Origin of the sequence: Alteribacillus bidgolensis (assembly GCF_002886255.1) — a bacterium.
In the GTDB taxonomy this organism is placed as follows: domain Bacteria; phylum Bacillota; class Bacilli; order Bacillales; family Marinococcaceae; genus Alteribacillus; species Alteribacillus bidgolensis.
In genome coordinates this window covers 2,416,683-2,441,138 of the sequence record NZ_KZ614149.1, presented here as the reverse complement: position 1 = coordinate 2,441,138, position 24,456 = coordinate 2,416,683, and the positions used below count along the sequence as shown (strand labels likewise).

At 42.1% G+C, this 24,456-nt stretch carries 31 protein-coding genes; 29 read left to right on the top strand and 2 right to left on the bottom strand.

Annotated features, from left to right (window positions below; translation table 11 throughout):
- Positions 1-15: 15 nt before the first annotated feature.
- From CEF16_RS12230 to CEF16_RS12165, 15 genes are all read left to right on the top strand, one after another.
- The gene (locus tag CEF16_RS12230; RefSeq protein WP_091580873.1) at positions 16-729 is read left to right on the top strand and encodes a response regulator; all 714 of its coding nucleotides are present in this window, start codon (positions 16-18) and stop codon (positions 727-729) included.
- Between the two features lie 1,240 nt (positions 730-1,969).
- Entirely contained in the window at positions 1,970-2,815 is an 846-nt protein-coding gene (locus tag CEF16_RS12225; RefSeq protein WP_091580875.1) for a DegV family protein, read from the top strand.
- A 100-nt stretch (positions 2,816-2,915) separates the two neighbouring features.
- On the top strand, positions 2,916-3,893 hold the full coding sequence (locus tag CEF16_RS12220; protein ID WP_091580878.1) for a DEAD/DEAH box helicase family protein: 978 nt from the start codon (positions 2,916-2,918) through the stop codon (positions 3,891-3,893).
- A 104-nt stretch (positions 3,894-3,997) separates the two neighbouring features.
- The gene (locus CEF16_RS12215; protein ID WP_170031881.1) at positions 3,998-4,459 is read left to right on the top strand and encodes a helicase-related protein; all 462 of its coding nucleotides are present in this window, start codon (positions 3,998-4,000) and stop codon (positions 4,457-4,459) included.
- Between the two features lie 38 nt (positions 4,460-4,497).
- The gene (locus CEF16_RS12210) at positions 4,498-5,217 is read left to right on the top strand and encodes a ComF family protein (RefSeq protein ID WP_091580883.1); all 720 of its coding nucleotides are present in this window, start codon (positions 4,498-4,500) and stop codon (positions 5,215-5,217) included.
- A 14-nt stretch (positions 5,218-5,231) separates the two neighbouring features.
- Positions 5,232-5,657, top strand: a complete 426-nt coding sequence (locus CEF16_RS12205; protein ID WP_091580885.1) for a TIGR03826 family flagellar region protein — start codon at positions 5,232-5,234, stop codon at positions 5,655-5,657.
- 78 nt (positions 5,658-5,735) lie between these two features.
- The gene (gene flgM, locus CEF16_RS12200; protein WP_281259171.1) at positions 5,736-5,999 is read left to right on the top strand and encodes a flagellar biosynthesis anti-sigma factor FlgM; all 264 of its coding nucleotides are present in this window, start codon (positions 5,736-5,738) and stop codon (positions 5,997-5,999) included.
- 90 nt (positions 6,000-6,089) lie between these two features.
- Positions 6,090-6,584 (top strand): flagellar protein FlgN, encoded by a 495-nt coding sequence (locus tag CEF16_RS12195; protein WP_091580887.1) that lies wholly within the window; start codon positions 6,090-6,092, stop codon positions 6,582-6,584.
- 24 nt (positions 6,585-6,608) lie between these two features.
- Positions 6,609-8,477 carry a flagellar hook-associated protein FlgK gene (gene flgK / locus CEF16_RS12190; RefSeq protein WP_091580890.1) on the top strand — a complete coding sequence of 623 codons (1,869 nt, stop codon included), beginning with the start codon at positions 6,609-6,611 and terminating at the stop codon, positions 8,475-8,477.
- A 29-nt stretch (positions 8,478-8,506) separates the two neighbouring features.
- Positions 8,507-9,646: a flagellar hook-associated protein FlgL gene (flgL, locus tag CEF16_RS12185; RefSeq protein WP_245917850.1), complete on the top strand. Its 1,140-nt coding sequence runs from the start codon at positions 8,507-8,509 to the stop codon at positions 9,644-9,646.
- 54 nt (positions 9,647-9,700) lie between these two features.
- Positions 9,701-10,060, top strand: coding sequence for a DUF6470 family protein (locus CEF16_RS12180; RefSeq protein WP_091580893.1), 360 nt, complete (start codon positions 9,701-9,703; stop codon positions 10,058-10,060).
- Entirely contained in the window at positions 10,036-10,290 is a 255-nt protein-coding gene (locus CEF16_RS25315; protein WP_425428023.1) for a DUF6470 family protein, read from the top strand. Before CEF16_RS12180 ends, CEF16_RS25315 begins: the two co-directional genes overlap by 25 nt.
- Positions 10,291-10,317: 27 nt before the next feature.
- Entirely contained in the window at positions 10,318-10,779 is a 462-nt protein-coding gene (fliW, locus tag CEF16_RS12175; protein ID WP_091580895.1) for a flagellar assembly protein FliW, read from the top strand.
- Positions 10,779-11,012: a carbon storage regulator CsrA gene (csrA, locus tag CEF16_RS12170; protein WP_091580898.1), complete on the top strand. Its 234-nt coding sequence runs from the start codon at positions 10,779-10,781 to the stop codon at positions 11,010-11,012. The genes fliW and csrA overlap by 1 nt, the downstream gene beginning before the upstream one ends.
- Before the next feature lie 342 nt (positions 11,013-11,354).
- Positions 11,355-12,053, top strand: coding sequence for a LuxR C-terminal-related transcriptional regulator (locus tag CEF16_RS12165; protein ID WP_096241748.1), 699 nt, complete (start codon positions 11,355-11,357; stop codon positions 12,051-12,053).
- Between the two features lie 51 nt (positions 12,054-12,104).
- Here the strand turns inward: CEF16_RS12165 and CEF16_RS12160 are convergent, their stop codons facing one another.
- Positions 12,105-12,587 carry a competence protein ComK gene (locus CEF16_RS12160; protein WP_091580903.1) on the bottom strand — a complete coding sequence of 161 codons (483 nt, stop codon included), beginning with the start codon at positions 12,585-12,587 and terminating at the stop codon, positions 12,105-12,107.
- A gap of 518 nt (positions 12,588-13,105) precedes the next feature.
- On the opposite strand from CEF16_RS12160, the gene CEF16_RS12155 reads away from it, so the two are divergent.
- The 5 genes from CEF16_RS12155 (at position 13,106) to fliD (CEF16_RS12135) (ending at position 16,269) form a co-directional block, all read left to right on the top strand.
- A complete protein-coding gene (locus CEF16_RS12155; protein WP_091580905.1) occupies positions 13,106-14,368 on the top strand; it encodes a flagellin N-terminal helical domain-containing protein in 1,263 nt (420 codons plus the stop codon).
- Between the two features lie 90 nt (positions 14,369-14,458).
- A complete protein-coding gene (locus CEF16_RS12150) occupies positions 14,459-14,599 on the top strand; it encodes a putative motility protein (protein ID WP_091580908.1) in 141 nt (46 codons plus the stop codon).
- Between the two features lie 162 nt (positions 14,600-14,761).
- Complete coding sequence (locus CEF16_RS24880; protein ID WP_281259170.1) at positions 14,762-14,887, top strand: hypothetical protein; 126 nt, start codon at positions 14,762-14,764, stop codon at positions 14,885-14,887.
- Positions 14,888-14,954: 67 nt separating this feature from the next.
- Positions 14,955-15,314 carry a flagellar protein FlaG gene (locus CEF16_RS12140; RefSeq protein WP_091580913.1) on the top strand — a complete coding sequence of 120 codons (360 nt, stop codon included), beginning with the start codon at positions 14,955-14,957 and terminating at the stop codon, positions 15,312-15,314.
- A gap of 139 nt (positions 15,315-15,453) precedes the next feature.
- Positions 15,454-16,269 carry a flagellar filament capping protein FliD gene (gene fliD / locus CEF16_RS12135; protein WP_091580916.1) on the top strand — a complete coding sequence of 272 codons (816 nt, stop codon included), beginning with the start codon at positions 15,454-15,456 and terminating at the stop codon, positions 16,267-16,269.
- Positions 16,270-17,035: 766 nt separating this feature from the next.
- Here fliD (CEF16_RS12135) and CEF16_RS12125 read toward each other — a convergent pair.
- Positions 17,036-17,530, bottom strand: coding sequence for a L,D-transpeptidase family protein (locus tag CEF16_RS12125; RefSeq protein ID WP_091580919.1), 495 nt, complete (start codon positions 17,528-17,530; stop codon positions 17,036-17,038).
- Between the two features lie 756 nt (positions 17,531-18,286).
- On the opposite strand from CEF16_RS12125, the gene abc-f reads away from it, so the two are divergent.
- The 9 genes from abc-f to fliS all read left to right on the top strand — a co-directional run bounded on the left by abc-f (position 18,287) and on the right by fliS (position 24,455).
- Positions 18,287-19,879 carry a ribosomal protection-like ABC-F family protein gene (abc-f, locus tag CEF16_RS12120; RefSeq protein ID WP_091580921.1) on the top strand — a complete coding sequence of 531 codons (1,593 nt, stop codon included), beginning with the start codon at positions 18,287-18,289 and terminating at the stop codon, positions 19,877-19,879.
- A 122-nt stretch (positions 19,880-20,001) separates the two neighbouring features.
- Positions 20,002-20,190, top strand: coding sequence for a hypothetical protein (locus CEF16_RS12115; protein WP_091580924.1), 189 nt, complete (start codon positions 20,002-20,004; stop codon positions 20,188-20,190).
- A gap of 146 nt (positions 20,191-20,336) precedes the next feature.
- Complete coding sequence (locus CEF16_RS12110; RefSeq protein WP_091580926.1) at positions 20,337-21,185, top strand: alpha/beta hydrolase family protein; 849 nt, start codon at positions 20,337-20,339, stop codon at positions 21,183-21,185.
- Between the two features lie 565 nt (positions 21,186-21,750).
- A complete protein-coding gene (locus CEF16_RS12105) occupies positions 21,751-22,041 on the top strand; it encodes a flagellar cap protein FliD N-terminal domain-containing protein (RefSeq protein ID WP_091580929.1) in 291 nt (96 codons plus the stop codon).
- A gap of 3 nt (positions 22,042-22,044) precedes the next feature.
- Positions 22,045-22,740, top strand: coding sequence for a hypothetical protein (locus tag CEF16_RS12100; protein WP_091580932.1), 696 nt, complete (start codon positions 22,045-22,047; stop codon positions 22,738-22,740).
- 12 nt (positions 22,741-22,752) lie between these two features.
- Entirely contained in the window at positions 22,753-23,055 is a 303-nt protein-coding gene (locus CEF16_RS12095; RefSeq protein ID WP_141395265.1) for a hypothetical protein, read from the top strand.
- A gap of 253 nt (positions 23,056-23,308) precedes the next feature.
- Positions 23,309-23,440, top strand: coding sequence for a hypothetical protein (locus CEF16_RS24875; RefSeq protein ID WP_281259169.1), 132 nt, complete (start codon positions 23,309-23,311; stop codon positions 23,438-23,440).
- Between the two features lie 139 nt (positions 23,441-23,579).
- Positions 23,580-23,855: a flagellar filament capping protein FliD gene (fliD, locus tag CEF16_RS12090; RefSeq protein ID WP_091580937.1), complete on the top strand. Its 276-nt coding sequence runs from the start codon at positions 23,580-23,582 to the stop codon at positions 23,853-23,855.
- Between the two features lie 42 nt (positions 23,856-23,897).
- Positions 23,898-24,455 (top strand): flagellar export chaperone FliS, encoded by a 558-nt coding sequence (gene fliS, locus CEF16_RS12085; protein WP_342750472.1) that lies wholly within the window; start codon positions 23,898-23,900, stop codon positions 24,453-24,455.
- Position 24,456 lies beyond the last annotated feature (1 nt).

Below are 24,456 nucleotides of genomic sequence, written 5' to 3'. Positions count from 1 at the left end.
GAAAGGGTGAGAAGCATGCAGGAATCAATAGATAATAACATTAGACTAATCCTCATAGATGATCATCAGCTTTTCAGAGAAGGGGTTAAACGTATTTTAGATATGGAACCCAACTTTGAAGTAGTTGCAGAAGGCGATGACGGAGATGAAGCCATTAAGCTTGTAGAAGAAAATGACCCTGATGTGGTTCTCATGGATATTAACATGCCAGGCACAAATGGTGTAGAAGCAACCCGAAACTTAATTGAAACATTCCCAGAAACCAAAGTATTAATCCTCTCAATTCACGATGATGAGACATACGTCACACACGTGCTGAAAACCGGAGCATCCGGTTATCTGCTAAAAGAGATGGATGCGGACGCTTTAATTGAAGCAGTAAAAGTCGTCGGACGAGGCGGAGCATACATTCATCCAAAAGTGACGCATAACTTAATTAACGAATACCGCCGTCTTGCCTCTGGTGATGAAGGAGCAGAAGATGCAGCCGAAATCGGATTTAAAGAAGTCGAATATCGGAAACCTCTCCATATTCTGACCCGCCGCGAATGCGAAGTGCTCCAGCTGATGACCGACGGCTACAGCAATCGCATGATCGGCGAAACGTTATATATCAGTGAAAAAACCGTTAAAAACCACGTAAGCAACATATTGCAAAAAATGAATGTCAATGACCGAACCCAAGCCGTCGTAGAGTCCATTAAAAAAGGATGGGTCAAAGTAAGATAACAAAAAGCGGCACGCCAAACTCGATGGCGGCCGCCTTTTTTGATATTAAGTACTATGTGGGGGCAGGCCCCTTTGGAAGTGGGAGAGAAGCAAAGTAAGAAGGAAGACACCTAAGATTGGGGAGAAAAACGTCATAAATGTTATCAAAAATTATGGAGTGCCAGGCCCGGGTCAGTACAGATCGAGCAGTTCGGGAAGTGGCTAAAAAATGGTTTCGTTTGGCACATAAGTGAAAGAAAGCGGTCCATAAAAGGGAGAAAGTACTACATAAATTAGCAAAGGAAGAGAGTCTGGCATATAAGTTAATGCAACGTGTTCAAATAAGTAGGAACGCGCATTATATTTAGGAGAAAGAGCGTCATAAAAGCAAAAAGTGGATCGTACTGTTATCAAAAGTATGGAGTGCCAGGCCCGAGAGCTGCAGATCGAGCAGTTGAAGAAGTGGCTCACAACAGGTCTGGTTTGGCTCATAAGTAAAAGGAAGCAGTACATAAAGGGAAAAAAGAGCAGCATAAATCAGCATACTTAGAGGGTCCGGGAGCTGCAGATCGAGAAGTCGTAGAAGCGGTTCATAAATGATGGAATATGGTAGATAAGTATAAAAAAGCGGCACATAAAGAAGGGGAAGTGCTACATAAATCCGAGGAGTAAAGTTTTACGAATAAAGTAAAAAATGGGGACATATAAAAAGAATAATGCAGCATATTTGAAAGAAAAAACATCAATAATCTAAAAAGTGGCTCATAACAATATACACACCCATAGAATGGAAGGCCAGACCCCAACAACGATAAAATAAGAGCTGCGTTGGACAAATAAGTTCAATAAAGCAGAGCATAAATGATGAAAAGCACTCCATATATCAGAGAAATTAATTCATTCCCTACTCAACTATCCAGAGTAACCGTGGTTCCTAAACCGATCAAAAAAACTCATAAATCCATTCATGCACGCATTCCAAACAGAACGCTGCTCAAATCTTCATCCAAACAGCACATAATCTCACCAAAACCTCCTACATTTGCATAAACACCAGAAACTGGCTCATATGTTCGAAAAACCGGCTCATACCTGCTGCACTTCGCTCATAACCGCCCAAACTTTGCCCATAACCAAAACCCAATTCATACACGCCGCATCACACTGTATTTCTTCTCATAATTCTCTTGCAGAAGCTTGTTCCACCACTTATGATTAAAGAAGAATATCTATTAATAGAGATAGAAGAGAGGATACAGCTATGGCGAAAATCGTGATTGTCACAGACAGCACTGCTTATCTTCCAGCGGAGGTAACGGAAAAAGAAAATATTACCGTGGTACCGCTTAGCGTCGTTTTTGGAAATGAGGCATATGAAGAAGAGACGGAATTGTCGGCGGCCGATTTTTACGATAAATTAAAACAGACAGAGGAGCTGCCGACGACGTCCCAGCCGCCTTTAGGGAAGTTTGTGGATACCTTTGAGAAACTGGCGAAAGACTATGAAGAAATCATTACGATTCATTTATCAAGCAGCATCAGCGGTACGTATCAAACAGCGCTGACAGCTGGAGAACAAATCGAAGGTGTACAAGTGTACGGTTTTGATTCAGAAATCAGCTGTATGCCGCAGGGGTATTATGTGATTGAAGCCGCCCGGATGGCGAGAGATGGAGAAACGGTGGATACGATTTTAGACCGGCTCGAGGACATGAAACAAAGTACACGTGCGTATTTTATGGTGGACAACCTTAACCATCTTCATCGCGGCGGCCGTTTAACCGGAGCACAGGCTTTGGTCGGAAGTTTGCTGCAAATTAAACCGATTCTTCATTTTGAAAACAAACAAATCGTGCCGTTTGAAAAAGTTCGTACGGAGAAAAAAGCATTAAACCGGGTGTTCCAACTGTTCGATGAAGATGCGAAAAAGGAATCGTCAATAAGGGCAACGGTAATACATGCTAACCGCCCGGACAAAGCGGAAGCCATAAAAGAGCAGCTTTCGGAAAAATATCCTCATGCGGTGATCGATGTCAGTTATTTTGGAGCCGTCATCGGTACGCATCTTGGCGAAGGCAGCCTTGGTATTGGCTGGTGCAAAATGTAATTCCCTTCTAATAAATCTGGCCGGGTTTATCCTTCCTTCTGCCCGGCCAGCTGATTTTCCCCTTTAATTCAAAACGATATAGTAGACAGGAGCGTTGCCTATGCGTTATTGTCATGTTCTTTTACCGGATAAAACCGAGCCGGTATGCCTTCCGGAGATCTGTGTTGAAGAAAAGGACGTCATTCAGCACGGTCCAGATGTCATCATCAGCCTTCCTGACTTACCTCATCCTCCGCAGCCTGCCCTTGAATCAGAAAATACCCCATCCTTACAAAGCATTTTATATGGAAAAGAACTGCTGTTAGAAGAAATCCAATGCACCTGGGAGGAGCTGAATCCATTTTTACGAGCAGGATTAGTTACGGTCCGCGCAGGATTGCATCCTACAAAAAACGGATACAAATGCCGGCGCTGTCACAACTCTGACCCAGCACGGTTCGGCGTATTTTTCTGTGCGCGCTGCCAGAAAGACTGCGCTTACTGCAGGCATTGCATCATGATGGGAAGAATCAGTACGTGTTCGGCTCTTTTTCGCTGGAATGGACCGCCGTCCTCCTTTTCGCCGCACATCTCACTTCATTGGGACGGCATTTTTTCAAAAGGTCAAAAACGGGCCACAGAGACGATCATACAAACGATAAAGGAGAAAGACGAGCTGCTTGTTTGGGCGGTGTGCGGCGCAGGTAAAACAGAGATTTTATTTCCCGGAATCGAAACAGCGCTTCAAAGCGGCCAGCGTGTATTGCTTGCCACTCCGCGCACCGATGTCGTCTTAGAACTGCTTCCCCGATTCAGACATGTTTTCCCCGAAGCCATCATCGCTGGACTTTACGGCAAAAGTGAAGAAAAACAGATTCTCGCACAGCTTGTCATTGCGACTACCCATCAAACGATGCGCTTTGCGGATGCTTTTGACACCGTCATTATTGATGAAGTTGATGCGTTTCCGTATACGGCAGAGACATCACTTGTGCAAGCTGTCCAAAAAGGAAAAAGAAAGATGCCGCCACGATTTATCTCACCGCGACGCCAACCAATACGCTGCAAAAGCGTGTACAAAAACACACCCTTCCCGTAACGAAAATTCCTCGTCGTTATCACGGTTATCCGCTGCCAGTTCCGCGTTTTCAGTGGTACGGGCCGTGGAAAAAACGACTCCAAAAAGGCCATCTTCCTAAGCCGGTGCAAGCGTGGTGTGAAAAACATATCTTAAGCCAAACGCCAGCTTTTTTATTTGTTCCGTCTGTCCAAGTGTTAGAAACTATCACTGCTATTCTAAAAAAATATCATTCTTCTGTTGAAGGCGTACATAGTGCCGATGAAGACCGGCTTTCAAAAGTGGCAGCTTTTCGAAAAGGCACATGTCCGCTGCTTGTGACAACGACGATTTTAGAGCGCGGAGTGACGGTCCCTGGAGCAGAAGCAGCGGTGTTTGGTGCAGAAGAAGATATTTTTACAGAAAGTGCGCTCGTTCAGATTGCAGGACGGGTGGGGCGAAGTAAAGATCAGCCCGATGGAGATGTCGTATTTTTTCATGTTGGCAAAACAAACGCTATGCTGGCAGCCCGCCGTCATATTTTAACCATGAATAAAGCTCCAGCTAATGGGGAGGAGAATACTTATGTTAAAAGCAAGCATCGCTGACAGCGGTGCGGATTGTATTTTCTGCGGAGAGCCAAAAGATGAACTGCCAAGCTGGAGCACTCTTTTACCGCTTTTTCCTCCTTCCTTGTTGTGTGAAAGCTGTGAAAATCAGCTTGAAGCTAGCTGGACCGAGCTGTAACATATGCAGCCGTCCCCAACCAGTAAATGAAGTATGTGAGGATTGCAAGCGATGGGAAAGTGACCCGGATTGGCAGGGCATCCTTGATCATAATCGTTCGCTTTACCGTTACAATGACATCATGCAAGAAATCATTGCACAGTGGAAATATCGCGGCGATGCGGTTTTGGCTCTTATTTTTCGCGAAAATATCCGGAAGTTTTATCTTCACCATTATACGGATTATATTCCTGTCCCTATTCCGCTAAGTTCCAAACGCTTGCAAGAACGGGGGTTTAATCAGTCAGAGCTGCTCGCTGATTTTACCAACGAGCCGCTTGCTTTCTATGAAAAGTGGCAGCTTTTTACACGAAAATCCTCACACGTTCCTGCCGTTTCACCTATATTAGAACGAACCATCCATGAAGAAAAACAAAGCAAAAAGTCGCGCCGAGAACGTCTTTCATCCAAAGAAAACCCATTTCAACTATCTTCTGACTTAGAACTTTCTGTAAACAGTAAAAATATTATTCTTTTGGACGATATTTATACTACAGGGACTACGTTACGTAAAGCGTCCAAGCTTTTAAAAGAGCACGGCGCAAAAAGCGTTTGCGCTATCACATTAGCAAGAGGATAATGGAGGGACATGGTATGCAAAATTTAGAAAATTGCCCCCGCTGCGGTACATTGTTTGTGAAATCACTACGACCGGTATGCAACGATTGTCATCGTGCGATTGAAGAAAAATTTCAAACCGTATATACTTTTATCCGAAAACGAGAAAATCGTTCCGCCACCATGATGGAAGTTGTGAAAGGCACCAGGGTTGAGCGCGAAGACATTACCCGGTTTATTAAAGAAGGCCGCCTTCACTTGAATCAATTTCCAAATCTCGAATATCCATGTGAATCATGCGGAAAAGACATTAGTGAAGGCCGCATTTGCAAAAGCTGTAAAGGCAGCATAGAAAGCGGCATACAAGCGGAGAAGAGGGAAAAAGAACGGGAAGAGCGTGTTAAAGAAGAAGAACGATCACGTTACACTGCCTATCATTCTTTAAATGACCGTCTAAAATGAGACCTTAGCACGAGTTAAATGGAGCATTATCTTTCCGATATAATAGAAAGAAAGCGACAATTTTGGGAGGTGAATGTGTTGAAAATAAATCCTCTCGGACCAATGAACAATCCATATAACAAACAAACAGCACCGCAGCACGCAGATAAAACGGAATCACCTAAAAACGAGCGTGATAAAGTAGAAATTTCCAGCACGGCAAAACAAATGCAGCAAGGGGAAATCGACACAGCTCGTCAGGAGAAAATAGACGCTTTGAAACAGAAAGTAGAATCGGGCACCTATCAGGTCGATCCAAAAGAAGCGGCGAAAAAATTTATTGATTTTTGGTCCGGAAAATAAAGACAGAAGCAGGATGCTCCAAAAAGAATCAGGAAGAAGATTCTTCGGGGAGCAGCCATCTTCTATGGAAAAAAGAAAGCGGGGAACGTTATGTCCGTCAAAACCATTTTTGAAGCCATGGCCCTGCTCGTTAGGCAGCATAAAGAATTAAATGTAATATCTGCTGAAAAAACAGAGTTAATTAAAGCAAACGATACAAAAAAACTGGCCATTCTTTTAAAAAAAGAAAGCAAACATATACGAACGATAGAAAAAAAGGAAAAAGACAGGCAGGATGCGGTGCATCAATATTTAAACAGTAAAGGCGAAACGAAAGCAGAAGGCACTGTCAGTGTCCTGTTAAAACATTTGCCCGTAAGCTATCATGAACCTTTAATCAAATTGCAGGAAAGCCTGCTGCAGGAGATGGGTAATTTGCGCAAAAAAGAAGCACTCAATCGTACATTAGTCGAAGATTCGCTTCATTTTGTACAAATGACGATGGACATGATTCAGCCCGACCCAGAAGCCGTTCATTATACCCATCCAGACAGCTCAGAAAACGACCAGCATCAAAGATACTCTATTTTTGATTCGAAAGCTTAAAAATACGAAACAGGAGGAGAAGCCATGTCTTCTACTTTTCATGGACTAGAAACAGCGCGGCGCGGCATGAATACGCAGCAAGCCGCATTGCATACAACCGGTCACAATATTTCAAACGCTAATACAGAAGGCTACACCCGCCAGCGCGTGAACTTTGCGCAGACAGAGCCATATCCGAATGCAGCAAGGAACGCTCCGCGGACGCCCGGACAAATCGGGACCGGGGTAGAAGCGGACTTTATTCAACGCGTACGGGAAAACTATCTTGATATTCAATACCGCGGCGAAAATGCGCAGGCCAGTTACTGGGAAACACGTTACGATTCGTTAGAAAGAATAGAAGACTTGATGAACGAGCCATCAAAGGAAGGCATTGCGACGACGATGGATGAATTTTGGAATGCGCTGCAGGATTTATCGGTGAACCCAGAAGATTCCGGGGCCCGCTCTGTTGTGCGCCAGCGCGGCATGGCTCTAGCGGAAACATTTAATTACGTGTCAGACTCTCTGCAATCGAATAAAAAAGATGTAGGAGAAGAGCTGAAAACAACCGCAAGCCAAATCAATTCGATCCTAAGCCAAATTAATGATGTAAACAAAGAGATCGGCCGTGTCGAGCCGCACAAACAAATGCCAAATGATATGTATGATGAACGCGGCCGTCTCCTGGATGAAATTTCCAGTTTAGTAAACATTGACGTACAGCGAAATGAAACAAAAGGCCACGCCCTTGATGCGGCAGAAGGCACGGTCAATGTATTCATGACCGATGAAGAAGGCAACCGCCTCACAACCCTAGTAGACGGCGAAAATAAAGACTTCAAAGAGCTCAGCTTAGAAGATGAAGAGGACGGCCAGCACACGTATATTTCGAGCGCATCATTTGATTGGTATGCCGATAACGGCGAGGAGCTGGTAGAAGAAGACGATTCACCTGATGTCTCCTTCCTGCAGTCTCCAGGGAAGTTAAAAGCGCTCGTAGAATCTTTTGGATATCAAACAGAAGAAGATGACACAACGAAAGGAACCTATCCAGGATTAATTGACGACCTCGATAACATGGTCAAAACGTTTACAGATAAATTTAATGAGGTCCATGAGAGCGGCTGGAATTTACGTGACATAAACAGCGGAGAAAAAGGCAGCTCGATTCCATTTTTCGCTTTCGATGGAACAGAAGAACAAAAAGGATATGCCAGCGCTCTTCAAGTACATGAAGACATAGAAGAGGACTTAGACAACATAGCCGCTTCCTCTCCAACTGAATTGACACTGACGGTGAAAGAAGGAAGTCAAGACCAGGCAGGCCCGACGCTTTCTGGCAAGTATGAGGAAGATGGACCAAAAGAACTGCAGGTCCGATATACTGATGAGGATGGCTGGCAATATTCTTTAGTGGGGACAGACGAAGCAGAACAATGGGAAGATATAGAAGAAGGTTCAGAAACAGTAGATGGTTTGACCATCAATGTGGAAGGCCTCGACGATCCAGAAGACGGAACAGTTTGGTCTTATGACGAACCGATTATCAATGGAACCGGACCACAAGCGTTTGCGGGAGACGGCTCCAATGCCCTGAATCTCGCTAATGTAAAAGATGCGAACCTCGATTTTGACGGCGAAAGCACAACCAATGTGCAAAGCTACTACCAGGGAGTAATTGGGGAAATGGCGGTGGACACCGATGAAGCCCAGCAGAAAATGCACAATACCGATAACTTGCGTGAAAACGTGAATAACCGCCGTCAAGAAGTAAGCAGTGTTTCTCTCGATGAAGAAATGACCAACATGATCCAGTTTCAGCATGCGTACAATGCCTCCGCACGAAACATTACAATGATTGATGAAATGCTGGATCGTATTATTAACAACATGGGTGTTGTTGGAAGGTAGATAGAATATATCGGAATGGAAGGTGAAAAATGATGCGGGTAACCCAATCGATGCTGGCCCATAACTCGCTCCGCCACTTAAGTCAAAGCTATGATCATTTAGGAAAACTGCAGGATCAGCTATCTACCGGGAAAAAAATTTCACGTGCTTCCGAGGCCCCGGTGGTGGCGATGAACGGGATGCGCTACCGTACGCAGACGGTCGAGGTCGAACAGTTTCAGCGGAATTCAAGCGAAGTCTTTAATTGGATGGAGTCAACCGATGAAGCTCTCGATAAATCAACCCAGGCTTTGCAGCGTGTGCGCGAATTAACCACACAAGCGGCGAATGATTCGTATGAAGAAGGCCAGCGCTCCAATATTGCTAAAGAGGTATCCCAGCTATTTGAGCACCTCGTATCTATGGCGAACACGAAATCAAATAACAAATATATTTTTAACGGCTCCAATACAACCAGAGTCCCAGTAAATGATGATTATTTTCAGCTTGACCCAGACGGTTTATCAACATTGGACGAACAAGAGCTGTTAAAGCACCAAATTGCGTATGAGGGCAGCGTTTATCAATTTTCTGAAACAGATGGAAATACTGCTGTATTTGAAAATGGAAACGGAGAAACAATGGGACTCACGTATGATGGAACAAATGAGGATAGTCAAATAGAAAGTATTACTCATTCCAATACGGAAGAAGTAGAGGACAATCTGGAAAAAAATGATATCGTCCTTTCCAGAAATGACGCCGTATCGACTAATACAGGCGACGTGGAAATTGAGCTGTTAAAAGGGGTTAATATTCCCGTAAACTCCAAGCCGCAAAACGTTTTTAACAGTGCGCTGTTTGGTGACATGAAACGGCTCGAACAAGCATTAGAAGATCCGGATTCTGATGGAAAAGTGCTCACGGAATTTATTGATATGATCGACACTCACATTGACAGCATGGTCAACGAGCGTGCAGAAATAGGAGCGCGTTTAAACCGGGTCGAAATGATTGATGACCGCTTAAGTAATCAGGAAGTGATCGCAGAACGCATTCTTTCTGATAATGAAGACGCGGATATGGAAAAAGTAATGATTGATCTCATGAGCCAGGAAAATGTACACCGTGCTGCACTGGGTGCTGGAGCTCGTATTATACAGCCAACATTAATGGACTTTTTACGATAAAAACAAATGAAAAATACTTCAACCTTAAACAAAACTGCCTAAGGGGGGCTGCTAATGAACATGCCAATCGTAGAAATTACAACAACTAACGCAGAACTTGGAATAAAATCATCAAGACCGCCGTTCGAAATCAGCCAGCCCCCGGCAGATACCGAGATAAACCAAAATCTCACCGACACCGTTGAAATTTCTACGAAAGCGGCGAAAGTGAATATTGATCAATCCGAAGCCTTTGCAGATGCGAATTTGATTTCTCCTCTGCAGAAAACGAAGCAATTTGCGCAAAAAGCAAACCAAACCGCAACGGAATATACGGCCAAAAAAGCACGAGAAGGCGAACAGCTTAAGGCGATAGAAAACAATGGCGGAGGCGGAAAAGCCAAGCTGCGATTGCAAAAGAAAACGGCAAGCTGATAGAAAAACAAACCGAATTCGGCTTTACACCAGAAAATGCTTTCAAAGTAAAGTTTGACGTAGCACCAGGCGATCTCTCGTTTCAAGTCGAACGAGCAGAAACAGAGATTAACGTACAAAAAAATGACCCGGAAATAAACATTCCGCGCTGGGAGATTAAGCATTATTTAAAACAAAAACCCAGCATTCAATTTCATGTGAGCGGAGAACAAGTGAACCGTACGTTATAACTATACATAAAGGAGGAGCCACCACCTGTGAAACTGCAAACAAAACACCTTGGCGAAGTCGACATACAGCAAGAAGAGATTTATCAATTTGAGCAAGGACTGCCAGCTTTTGAAGAAGAAACAGCATTTGTGCTGCTTCCTTTTAGCAATGACAACATCTTTTTTATCCTTCAATCCGTAAATAATCCGGAATTAGCATTTGTGGTCGCCAATCCTTTTCATTTTTTCAATGATTACCAGGTCAAATTATCAGATAGCGTACTTGAACAGCTGGCCATTGAAAAAGAAGAGGATGTGGCGATTTTTTCCGTATTAACACTAGAAGAGCCGTTTAACAAAACGACCGCCAACCTGCAGGCGCCAATCGTTCTGAATGCGTCCAAGAACAAGGGCAAGCAATTTGTTTTAACCGAGTCGGACTATCAAACGAAACACTCTCTTTTCCCGCAGCAAGCCCAAACTGCCGAGAACGAGAAGGGAGGCCGCTAATGTTAGTACTAACCCGGAAAACCAATGAATCGATCCAAATCGGCGATGATATTGAAATGAAGATCATCGCAGTAGACGGCGAACAAGTGAAAATTGGGATCGAAGCACCGAAGCACATTGATATTCACCGAAAAGAAATCTATCTCGATATCCAAAAGGAAAATAATGCAGCGGTAGGAGCAGGTAGCCTGGACATATTAGAAAAATTGTCCCAGCAAATGAAAAAAAATTAAAAAAGAAACAAATGATTATTTTTTGGTCTTAAGACCTATAAAAAGTATAAAATATTCTAAATAAATAAATTCTTTGGTGGGCAAAATTTCTATAATTAGGACTATAGAATTAAGTCTATTAAAATGAACGGAAAATTCACTATATTCAAGAGGTACTCTTGTTCCTTGCCTATTTTTTCAGTTACAGGTAAGATTTAGAAAGATAACTAAAATTATAAAGGGTAGCCCTATGGAGATAAATAGAGAGAAAAAGAGATAAAGGGTAGCGTGGTGAAAGTGTAAAGAGAAGAAAACGCTTATGACGAGAACTACACTTTCAGGTCACTTCAGGAGGAATACATAATGCCAAAAACTCATCATAAGGATGCAGGGAACAGACTTCCCACGCTTTTTTTGGATATGGAAGGAAATGGTCTATTAGAAGAAGCGGGAGAGGCGATTGGCAAAACGGTCATCGCAGCAGAACCCTCCCAGGTTTTCACACTGTTTGAAGATGGTTTAAAAAAAGATACCATTTATTATGCACAGTGTGATAAAGAAACGGTATACGACAAGGTCGATCAGCTGCAAAACATCAATTGCTACTTCCGCTTAGGGATCAATTTGCCAAGCGGGGAAGCGGACCTTTTAGATGAACTCATTCATAAAGAAGTATCTATTATTCTAGCGGCCGATCGCGAGCGGAAAAAATGGCTGGATCATTTTCAGCGCTCACAGTCCTTTCTTGTCTATATTGATCCGATGTTCCAGCCTCACTTGATTCAGAGATACCGATCCCTTCATAAACAGGAAGTACTCGAACCAGCAAAGGAACTTGAATTGGATATGGAAAAAGCAAGAAATACTTTGTCCGACGCTGAAGTACGCATATTAGAAAAAATTCTCGAAGGAAAAAGCAACCGCAAAATCGCAGAAGAATGCTTTCTCGCAGTGGCTACAGTAAACAACCATGTCAGCCATCTGACGAAAAAAATGAAAGCAAATGACCGCACCCACACGATAAAACGAGCGATTGAAGAAGGATGGGTTAAGATTTCATAGTGAAAAGCTGGAAGCTGATCTGTAAACATAAAACACAGATCAGCTTTACCATTACCGGGCATCTTCATAAAAAAAGATCGAAAAAGCTTCTGTTGCTCTCATTTTCTGCAGCTTTAAACTATACGGAGAAACATTAACACGCAAGGTTTGTCCGTCCAGAAATACAACTTCCGAGTGAAATTTTGTATCATGATCAGGGTTGATAGACTTGATGTGATAAGGAAAGAGCCAGTGACATTCCTCGGTGCGCGGGGAATGGGTCGGCATCGCCCCTATTCTCTTTAATACGTTCATGGGAACAGGAAGTTTACATTTTAAGTCCGTTCGATATTTCACTGCATCTCTTCGCCCATCATAACTTGCTCCCCCAAGCAAACATCCTTCTGATATAATGTTCATCGCCGACTCCCCAACAACCATAATGTCTCTATTCCGCTCATAGATTCTGCTTTGTCCCCCTTCTTCAAAAAACGGAGAAACGGCCATCGTATTAGGTGAAATCAAGTAATTATCGCTAAAAGCAAAACTTGTCACAAAAAAGCCCCCTCATTAAGAATATTAACTTACCTTAAAGCCTTCCTTATCAAAAGTGCAGAAGAACTGCGCAAATGTACCCGTGAACACTTTTTATTTTTCGTGAAAAAAGTAAGAAAGACTCATCGACCTCATTATACACAAGAAAAAAACAAAGAATAGTAAATGTTTTGTAAAAATATGTAAAAAGATTGAAAAGATAAGACAACAATTTTAACAAAAGACAAAAAGGAACAGACAAACAAAAAGATTCCCGAAACCAAAAAAGAACGCCTGAACTCAAAAAAAGTCCCCACTGAGCTAATAAGCAAAGGAAAAAAGAAAAATCTATAAATCTACCAAAAGAAATACGCAAAAAGACTTAACAAATCATCTCCATCCTCCGATATTAGAAATGTAAAGGATAAACCACCCTGGCGGCCGACAGGATTGCAGGTATATCCAAAAACATACGAACGTTTCACCCACAAGGACGTGGACCGGAACGTAAAACATACATTCAAGGAGGAATTTTTAGTATGATTATTAACAATAATATCCCGGCGTTGAACACCCATCGTCAAATGGGTATTAACCAAAACAACATGCAATCTTCAATGGAGAAACTATCTTCAGGTATGCGTATTAACAAAGCTGGGGACGATGCAGCCGGTCTTGCAATCTCTGAGAAGATGCGTGCACAAATTAATGGTTTAGATCAAGCAAGCCGTAACGCACAAGATGGTATTTCCATGATTCAAACTGCAGAAGGTGCACTTGATGAATCACACTCTATTCTTCAACGTATGCGTGAACTTTCCGTTCAGTCTGCCAATGACACAAATGTAGCTGTCGACCGTGAAGAACTACAAAAAGAAGTGGACCAGTTGTCTCAAGAGTTAAGCCGAATTGGAGATAATACAGAATTCAACACTCAAAATCTATTAGATGGTGGTTTTGAAGGAAAATTCCAAATTGGTGCTAATGAAGGTCAGAACTTAAGCCTATCTATTGATGATATGCGTGGGTATAGCTTAGAAATGGCTGGCGATGTAAAAATTGAGCAAACAGCAGCTGTAACAGATAATGGTGATACTAATACTGACATTGCTGATGGGACGTATTCAGTTCAAGAGAGTGATACTGCAGGCGAATTTGATCTTGTTAATAAGGATGGTGTTACAGTAGCAACTAGTGATGACGGTGTTGGTAAAAATTTCGTAGCTTCAACTGGTGATGATACATTAACATTTAATGAAGACGTTAATTCAGGTACTGTAAAAATTGATTCTGGTACGGCTACTGCAGAGGGTACAGTCACTAATGATGGTTTAGAAGCTGGGGCTTATACGTATGATTCAGCAGATAGTGCGTTAAAGGACGATAGTGGTAATACCATTGCTAAGGGTAATGGTACAACCTTTACATCGTTAGACGGTACAGACACTCTTGTGACATTCTCTGTATCTTTAACAGATGGTGATGAATTTGATGTTGGGGGTATTGATATTTCATCTCAAAAAGCTGCTGACGCTGCTACCACTAAAATAAATGATGCAATTGAAACTGTTTCTGCACAACGTTCCAGTCTTGGTGCTACTCAAAACCGTTTAGAACACACGATCTCTAACTTAGACAACTCTTCTGAGAACTTATCAGCTGCGGAATCTCGTATCCGTGACGTTGACATGGCTGCGGAAATGATGGAAATGACTCGTTCAAACATTCTTTCCCAAGCTTCTCAGTCCATGCTTGCTCAAGCAAACCAACAACCACAATCTGTACTACAATTGCTCGGATAATAGTAGTAATCAATATAGAGGCTCTAGCTTAGAAGGAACGCCTAGTCTGGCACAGAATCTCGAGCCAGGGCCAGGTCAAGCAGCACTAGTATGTCTGTGATGAAGCAAGCGATGGAAACAGGGGAAAAGCAAGGAGAATTTGTGGACAAAATGCTGGACTCTTCTGGTGCGAAAGCTGTTCAACAAGCGGCTGAACCGCACAAAGGCAGTTCTGTCGATTTTTCTGTTTAAGAAGCACTCCACTTCTCCGTTTCGGGGAAGGCTTTTGAAGGAGTTAGGATCATGAAGGGAAATCATAAAGTTTGGTGTGATAATTGCGGAAAACTGACGCCTAATATGGGGGCGGGCTTATGTGCGGATTGTTTTCCGAGCTATCGGGAGGATTATATCAAGGTGAGGCAGTATGTAAAAGGAACCCATGAGGCGACAATGATCGAAACAAGTCATGCCACCGGGGTATCGATTAACCGTATTCGTAAAATGGTACGGGAACGGGCGATTTCCATTAAAAATACATAATAATCTAAATATTTCTCTCGTTTAACCGATATAAGTAAAAACCTATAGGGAATGGAGGATAGGATAAATGGGTTTTTCCATATCAGGTTCTAATGGGGACAGTATCCAAACTGTTCGTTCTGTCAACGAAGGTAAGCCATTAGAGCGTTCGATGACAGAGGAAATTAAGCATGCCGCCAAAGATCACCGGCCCGCCATGCTTGATCCAAAAGAACTTCAGGAACAGGCAGACGGCATGAATAAAATGCTCGAAGCAAGCTACACGGATTTGAAATTTAATGTGCATGAAGATTTGGACCGTATTTATGTTCAGGTGCTCGAACGTGAAACCGAAGAAGTGGTCAGAGAGATTCCGCCTGAAAAGTTTTTAGATATGGTCGCGTCAATGCTAGAGCAGGTAGGTATTTTAGTCGATGAAAAAGTATAAGTGTCCTCAAGCAGTTCCTTTTAGGAGCTGTTTTTTCTTTTTTACTTTAAATGTAGTAGAAAGCTTCCGATATAAAAAATAGATAACTAGAAAGAGAGACAGTGGTGGCTCTCTTTTTTCTATTACAGGAGGTACGGACATGCAAATAGATAATAGAATAACAGGGTTTGCTTCTGGGATGGATATTAATCAGCAGGTGCGGGATTTAATGCAGGTAGAACGGCAGCCGCTTGTAAAAATGGAACAAGATGCATTGAGATTGCAGTACGAAATGGAAGGATACCGTGAAATGAATCGGGAGTATCAGTCTTTTAGTGATTCTATTTTTGATGGGATTATCCGCCGTTCTAATACAACTGCGAAACAGGCAATAAGTTCTAATGAAAATTTAACCGAAATAGAACAATGGGAAGAGAGGTCACAAAGCGGCTATCTTCGCCGTGATGACCTATTGACAAATGGGCTGGATACGATGCGCCGGAATATGTACGATGAGGTAGATACTGGCGAGGGAGCAGCATTTTCGCAATTAACCGAAATCGGTATTACGACATCCAGTAATTATATGGACCGGGGAAAGCTGGAAGTAGATGAAACCGAATTAGAACAAGCGATTCAGGAAGATTCTGAAGCGGTGTATCAGTTATTTTCAGCAGATGGAGAGTCCTATGAAGAAAAAGGGGTGGCACGACGCGTTCGGGAATCTCTTGATCATACGATGGATAGTATATCTGAACGAGCTGGTGGTCCCGCTATGCCTTCTCCTGATCAATTTACAATCGGGCGTGAAATGAATAATCTTGATGATCGGATGAGTAACTTCGAACGCCGGATGCAGAAAACCGAAGAGCGTTACTGGGATCAATTTACCCGAATGGAGCAAGCGATGGCAGAAGCCAACGCGCAGGCTCGGCAAATGCAGCAGCAAATGGCAGGTATGGGCGGCATGATGTAAGAAGGGAACATGTATAAAGAGCAGGGCGTAATACTTTCTCTTATATTTTTTATTACCAAACCTTGTATTTTTCTTTTATTCGGATATGTTTTGGATATAGTATCCTCTTCAGTCATAAAACGAGCCCTATAAGGACGTAAATAAAATGGTTACTTGGAAAATGTATGCTATCACTTTTGTGGAAATACTGATTTTCTTAGCTGAAAAACTATTACGTAACCTTTATGAGAGCGCTGGTATTGTATATGTGGGTGATGTTGTTTGGTTTGGATTATGTTTTTTCCTGTTTTGTCTTTATTCCTTGTTTTCATTTTTTTAACCTGCCAAAAAAGAACGCGATCCTAAACGAATGCAGCACTTTCCTGATGTTTTGGATCGTTTTTATTTGATCTGCTTGCACAGCTTCTCTCCTTTTATAAGAGGTGAAATTTAAATACTAGACGGAAGATGAAGTTTATACTTCCTGGTTATTTATTACGTGTCAACTTCTATTTGGCTTTGAGAGAAAGATTAAGTTTGGAGTAAGATGTTCTATATTATTTATTATAATATTTTTAAACTTATAGTTTTGAAGAGTGGCGAAAACAAAAAAGGGGATCTATGATGGATATTTAACAATTCTTATTTTCGTTTGTCTTGTTGGATTCATCGTTGTTTTAGCGTTGATCCTTATTTACAAAGGCAAACAAAAGCAGCGTTAGTATTCCATACACTTCTAAACCCGACAGTCTAACATGTAACTGTTCGACACATGCAGCTATTAATATTATGGATGTATAGAAACCGGTGTTCCTATTGGTATAATACTTGCTAGTTCCTCCACGTCTTGATTATACATTCGAATACATCCTCTTGATACCGCTTGACCAATGGAACTTGGGTCATTTGTTCCGTGGATTCCGTAATGCTGTTTTGATAAACTCATCCACATTGTACCAAAAGGTCCTCCAGGATCAGGGGCTTTGTTAATGACGATAAAATTCCCTATAGGTGTTTCAAACAGTATTCTTCCCACCGCGATGGGATACTGTTTTTGCAGGACACCATCTCTTAGTAACCGCAGCCAGCGATTATTGATGGATACTTCAATCTGATATGGAAGGGTGTGGGGGTCGGGAAACCCTGGGATCATAATAGATTGACCAGGATATATGACATTTGGATTAATCATTGGGTTCGCACTAATGATTGCAGTTAATGGCGTGCGGTAATCCCTTGATATCTGAGTCAGTGTTTCACCGGGTTTAACCGTATGAATCAATGCAAGCACCTCCCGCTGGTTTCATTACATTTTATGTGCTTCATTACGGTTCATGATCTTCAGCCGATTCATTTAGAAGGGGAATCGTCGAGTGTTTTTCTGTTGACATGTTAGATATTATTTTCATGTCAAAAAGAGACAACTCTCAAATATGCTTTGATTCGTCTCTAGTAATAATTAATTGTAAAAGTTAGGGGGATTTTAAATAATTGGTATTGTGATTGGAGTTTGTATGCTAAACGAATCGTAAGGAGAGCTGGAGTAATAATGAATAATTAGTTGTATAGTTTATATTTTTTAATATTAGGGATCATATCTTTTTTTACGGGAGAAACAGTTCATTTTTACTTATGTACGCAGTTAAACAAAAAATCGTTAATGATCTCATATAATAAGGTACAGGTTAACGGTTTGGAAAATATGGAATGGGGTCAATTTTAATGACTTGTCAGCCAGCACTTCCATATACAGCAAAATGAAAGAGGGTGAATTGTAGGCTCATGAAGTACTAATCCTATTTTTTTAGAACAAATGAATGACTCATGACAAAAACCTTCTATTTAATGGTTTCTTATGCATGGCATTCATCAACGTTCGGAATAGGATTGGTGTAACAAGCACATTCACCCCTATTGTATAGGTGTGCCTCCTATTCTGAACGTATGTCTATGAATAGGAGGCTATTTTTATTTTTTGGGAAAGTTTAACTTTGCTAAAGGACAATCAAATAGTCTCCATCCTTAAAAAGAAATGGGGATGATTGAATTGGTATTGATCGACTTGCAAGACATCCGGATTGATGTGAAAGATCGAACGTTATTTGAAATAAGTAATATAAGCATTCACCAAGGAGACTGCATTGGACTAGTGGGCCGTAACGGTTCGGGGAAAACATCGCTGCTTGAGATAATTGCTGGAGAAAAAGAAGCGGCTTCGGGCACCGTTTCAAAGCACGTTTCTGTGGCACTTCTTCCGCAGCTGAAACCTCAAATAGGGCAGAAAAGCGGAGGGGAGATTTCCCAAATTATAAACCGAGAAACCCTGTTACAAGAGCCTGAGGTACTGCTTGCTGATGAACCCACTACTCATCTGGATATGGAGAACATGGAAAAATTGGAGCATCGATTACAGCGGCACCAGGAAGCTATGGTAGTGGTATCTCATGATCGTGCTTTTTTGGATGCTCTTTGTAATCAAATATGGGAAATAGACAACGGGCAGGTTCGTGTATATTCAGGGAATTACACAGATTATGAGCAGCGAAAACAAGCTGCCCGTAAACATCGTGAAAAAGAATACGAGAAATATATTCACAAGAAAAAACAGCTTGAGGAAGCAATGCAGCAGAAAGAACAGAAGGCACAGCGAGCGGTAAAGAAGCCGATGAACACTTCAAGTTCTGAGGCGAAAATCACCGGGGCTAAACCGTATTTTGCGAAAAAACAGAAGAAGTTAAACCAGGGTGTCAAATCCATTCAAACCCGGATCAAACAGCTGGATAAGGTCGAAAAAATAAAAGAACTTCCGTCCATCAAAATGCAAGTAGCACAAGAAGAGTCACTTAAGAATCGCACTATTATACGCGGGGAGAAGGTATCCGGAACTGCAGGGAATCAATTGTTATGGGAAGGGGCAGACTTCACTGTTACCGCTGGCGATAAAGTAGCTCTCATTGGTCCAAATGGCAGCGGAAAGACCACGTTTTTACGCATTATTTTGGAGGAAGCGGATGGAATTCATATTTCTCCGTCCGTCTCTTTTGGCTATTTCAGTCAAATGCTTGATGTATTAGAAGGAGACGATTCCATTTTAGAAAACGTACGCCGTCATTCTGTTCAAGATCAAACGATGATACGAACAGTACTTGCCCGCCTAGGTTTTTTTCGGGACGATGTGTTTAAACCTGTTCGTGTCCTTAGCGGCGGCGAGCGGGTAAAAGCAGCGTTTGCTGCGTTATTTGTCAGCAATGCAAATGTACTTATTCTGGATGAACCAACTAATTATTTGGATATCGAGGCAATAGAAGCATTGGAGTCTCTTCTTAACGATTATTCCGGAACGGTTTTGTTTGTATCGCATGACAGGCGCTTTCTAGAAAATACAGCTACAAGGATTTTTGCCATTAATAGCAATCGTATCGTTTCATTTGATGGTTCTTATCGAGCTTATCTAAATGATGAGCTAATAAAAGACCAAGACCCGCTGGAAGATGAATTACTTAAGGTAGAAATGAAGATTGCTGATGTATTAAGCCGATTAAGTATCACGCCTTCGGAAGTATTAGAACAAGAATTTCAACAGCTGTTACGCCGCAAAAAAGATATAAAACAGCGCCAAAAGACAGATTAGAACAAAAAGTGAATATGGCTGCAGCAGGGTGCGCTTCTTAAATAAGAGTGTGCCCTGTTTTTTATCAAATTCAACTTCATTTGATAAAGAACAAACGTTCGTGTAAAGAATGGAGGGATCCCATGGAAGGTGTGTTAAAAAGAGCATTAGAAAGTGGGAGACCAATCGAATCAATATATGAAGCAAAAGACGGCAGGCTCAGCCAGCGCACGGTGACAGTACATCGAATGAATAAAAAAGAAGTGTTGGTATGGTGCCACGCCCAACACGGTTTTCGTTCCCTAAAAATATCTTATCGGCAAGACCAATAAAAAAATATCACGCCTAAAAAACCAGGGGGATACCCCTGGTTTTTTATGAAGTAAGCACAAAATGGTTTTTCAAAAAAACACTTATCTGCTTCTGATTTCATTATTCAGAAAATTTATGATAACATGCAGACTAGGAGGGGATAAGTATGTCTTCTGGTACCATAGAAAATCAACCATTCACTATTTCCATGGAAAATGATTTACATCTTCGAGGAAACGTTCATGCACCGAAGGAACGTTCGAAAAAGCCTGTGGTCATTATCTGCCACGGTTTTAAAGGATTTAAAGACTGGAATTTCTTTCCTTATCTCGCGGATGAATTAGCGAACGCTGGTTTTTATGCGGTTCGTTTTAATTTCTCGCATAGCGGAGTGAACGAGAAAGATTTTGATGAGCTTGATAAATTCGCGGTGAATACATATTCGCGAGAACAAGCAGATTTGGCTGTTTTGTTTGAGCACATGAAAGAGGAAAAGCTGCCTTTTTCAAAACAGTTTGACCTTAACCAAATCGGAGTGCTTGGCCACAGCCGCGGCGGGGCTAATGCGATTCTGTTTGCAGCCGAGCATCCTGAAGAAGCAAAAGCCGTGGTAACGTGGAATGGTGTCTCAGATGTTGACTTTTTTGGGGACGATCTCAAAAAAGATATACGCGAAAACGGCGTCGGTTATATTGCAAACCAGCGCACCAATCAAAACATGCCGTTAAAGGCAGATATTTTAGATGATATGGAAACGAATAAAGATCGTTTTCACTTATTGACCCATTTAGAAGCGTTAAAAGCTCCCGTTCGTATCGTACAAGGGGACGCTGATGGCGAGTGGCTCGTTAAAGGAGCGGACAAAATGGAGAAAACGTCTTCCAGGCATTCTCTAGCTCTTATTCAGGGTGCCAATCACACGTTTAACGCTGGACATCCTTTAACCGAAACGACACCGCAGCTTGACGAAGCCGTGAAAGAAACGACCTCCCATTTTCAAAACCTTTTAAAATAAAATATATACCTTCTCTTCGCTTCTCTCGAGTGAATTCACTTGAGAGAAGTTTTTTGTTTTATTTTAGAAATGTTTACGGATCAAAGTATAAGCCCGCCATTTGGACTTGGCGGTAAGCCAAGTTTTTCTTAGAAGTTAGAAAAGAAAGTTGGACGTTTTCCATGTTCAGCTTCAGCGCCCAGCCTCTCGGAGGCCCGTGGCGGTTTAAGGAACTTTTGCTAAAATCGCGAACATCGTGTTCGCACCGCAAAAGTCAGCACATCCTGTGCAAGCCAGTTCGACGTTGTCACAGGACGTGGCGTTTTTAGTCGAACATCCTTAGGAACCTTCTGCTAAAACGCACACGTCCTGTGTGCAACGCAGAAGTCACCACATCCTGTGGAAGTAAGAGCGCCTTTATTGCCTGGAGAACATTTACCTGTCGAGGCTGACAAGGGCACTTCGCTTTTCTTGTCTATCTTCCAACTATTTTCTAAATAAAACCGCTGATAAGCCGATATAAACTACAAGAAGTTTCTTGATTAAAAAATGACAATTAAATATAGAGGGAAGAGGCGTACATTCGATGAGGATTTCGGGTATGGCGTCTGGTATGGATATTGATCAAATGGTGAAAGATTTGGTGAGGGCTGAGCGCGTTCCCGTGGATAAAATGGTGCAGAAACGTCTTACATTAGAGTGGCAAATGGAAGAATACCGCAGCATAAACCGTTTGTTTGACGAGTTTCGAAATAATATTTTTGACACGGTCATGCGTCGGGCGAATATGGGAGCGCGTTCTGCTTCCTCCACTGATGAAAGCCGAATTACAGCAGAGACGTCTTCCACAGCTGGAAATGCTTCCTGCCAAATTTAAGAAGTGAAGCAGCTTGCTCAAGCCGCTTCACAAACGAGCAGCAGCCGCATTGGCTCTTCTGACTTTGATTCTTCGAAAAGTCTGGCATCACAAGAGTGGGAAGGCGCAGATAACTGGAAAGCAGGGATAGTGGAGAAGGAAACGATCACGTTAGATGAACGGCAGCAGACATTTTCTATTGAAAAAGAAAATCTGCTGGATACGGCTGCAGAAGATATGGTGGTCAAAGTAAATGGCAAGCTGTATGACGTAGTAACTGATGACACACCTGTAGAAGATAATAAAGTACACGTCAGTTTTTCTACAGAAAATGACAAAATCGACTTTGTATTTTTCGAAGCGCTCGCCGCTGATTCAGACATTTCTGTTCAATATTTTACAAAAGACGCTTCTGAAACGTTTACGCCCTCGGAAGCGAAAGATAGCTTTCAACTGAAAAAAGGAGCAATTGACGCTAATGCAATGACGATTACTATAGATGGAGGCCATCCGCTCGATATTATAACGGATTCCGGTGCGGAATTGACAGCGGATCAGGCTTATGTCGACACGGAAACTGGAAAAATTCGATTAGGTGCAGAAACAGAAGGACCGGTTAAGGTGACGTACACTCAGCAGTATATGAGCGGCGGCTTGACGACCTTTGACGAACAGGGAGAAGCCATAAAAGATCGTTTTTTTGTTCAAAGCAGCCAATAGATGGACAAGCTCATGCAGGACATTAACCGCTCTTCGATTGAAGTTAGTGCTTTTTACGATGACTTTTCCGGTAAACTTTCTTTCAACCGCACAGAAGCCGGAAATTTTAATACCGATGGAGAAGAGATGGTTTTCGAAGGTTCATTATTTACCGGTGCCTTAGGAATAACTCATTCTAGCGCTGGCACTAATGCAGATGGAAATCTACTTATTACGGATCCGAATGGAGACGAGACGGAATTTAATTGGACATTAGAAGAGGGAATACTAAAGGATACCACAGGTGTAATCCAGCCAATGAATCGATTACCGTAGATGGAAAAGTAGTCGGTCAGACCGATGAAAACGGCAATTTTACATACCTTGGATTTCAAGTCGGACAAAATGACAAGTTTACCCTAAATGGTTTAGAAACTGAGCGAACGAGTAATTCATTTACCGTAAACGGTATGACCATGACCTTGAAGGGACCTTTACAGCATCAGAAGGAACGGTTTCTATTCGTTCCTCTGTCGACACAGATTCTATTTATGATACTATTACAGGATTTGTCGATGAATAAAACGATATGCTGGATACCATTAACGAAAAATTAGGGGAAGAATGCCACCGCGATTATCCGCCACTTACCGATGAACAAAAACAAGCAATGACGAACCGGGAAATTGAACTCTGGGAAGAAAAACAAAAAGCGGGTTAATTAAAAACGATCGCACAATTTCCAGCTTTCCGGGGGGACTGGAGATAGATGAAACGAAGCTGCGTGAAGCGACTGAAAACGATGCAGAAAGTGTCTATGAACTGTTTGCAGCTGATGGGGACACTCGTGGGAGCAGGGGATAGCTAGAAGACTTTGCGGCACGCTTTACAGTGCAATAGAATCATTGGCTGAACGAGCGGGCGGGTTAAAAGGCAAAATACAAAACCATCAATTTACCCTCGGAAGAAATATAAACAACATCGACGACCAAATTACTAATTTTGAACGGCGCCTTTTCGAGACAGAAGATCGCTACTGGTGTCAATTTACTGCTATGGAACAAGCAATCGCACGCGCAAACGAACAATCCAGTTATTTTTACACACAGGTGTTCGGAAGCGCAGGTCGTTTTTAAACTGTAACATGGAATGCAGATTAACAGGAGGATTGAATATTTATGGCATTTCAAAATGCGCAAGCTGTTTATCAAAAAAATATGAAACAAGCCGAAGCCTATAAAAAAACAGCTTCAGCCAATAAAGAACAGACGTATACGCCGTCAGTTAGCGCTGAAGGCACAGCAGCTCCTGCCAGCTCAGGTTTGCAAACGCAAAACACCAAACCGGCATCGACCAATGCCTATCAACAAAATGCTATTCAAACCGTTTCGCGTGGTGATTTGACTCTCTTACTTTATAACGGATGCCTTAAATTTATCGATAAAGCTGGCAAATCAATGGATGCAAAAGATATGGAAAGCAAAAATAAATTTATTATCCGAGCGCAGGACATTATCCGTGAATTAATGGTAACGTTAAAGACTGATTCCGAAATCGGACAAAATATGTTTCGGTTGTACGATTTTATCCACCGCCGATTAGTGGACGCTAATATTAATAATGATAAAGAGGCGCTTACGGAAGCACGCGGGTTGGTTAAGGAGTTTCGTGATACGTGGAAAGAAACGATAAAATTAGATCGGCAGCAGCGCTTTGGGGAAGGAGATCAAGCATAAC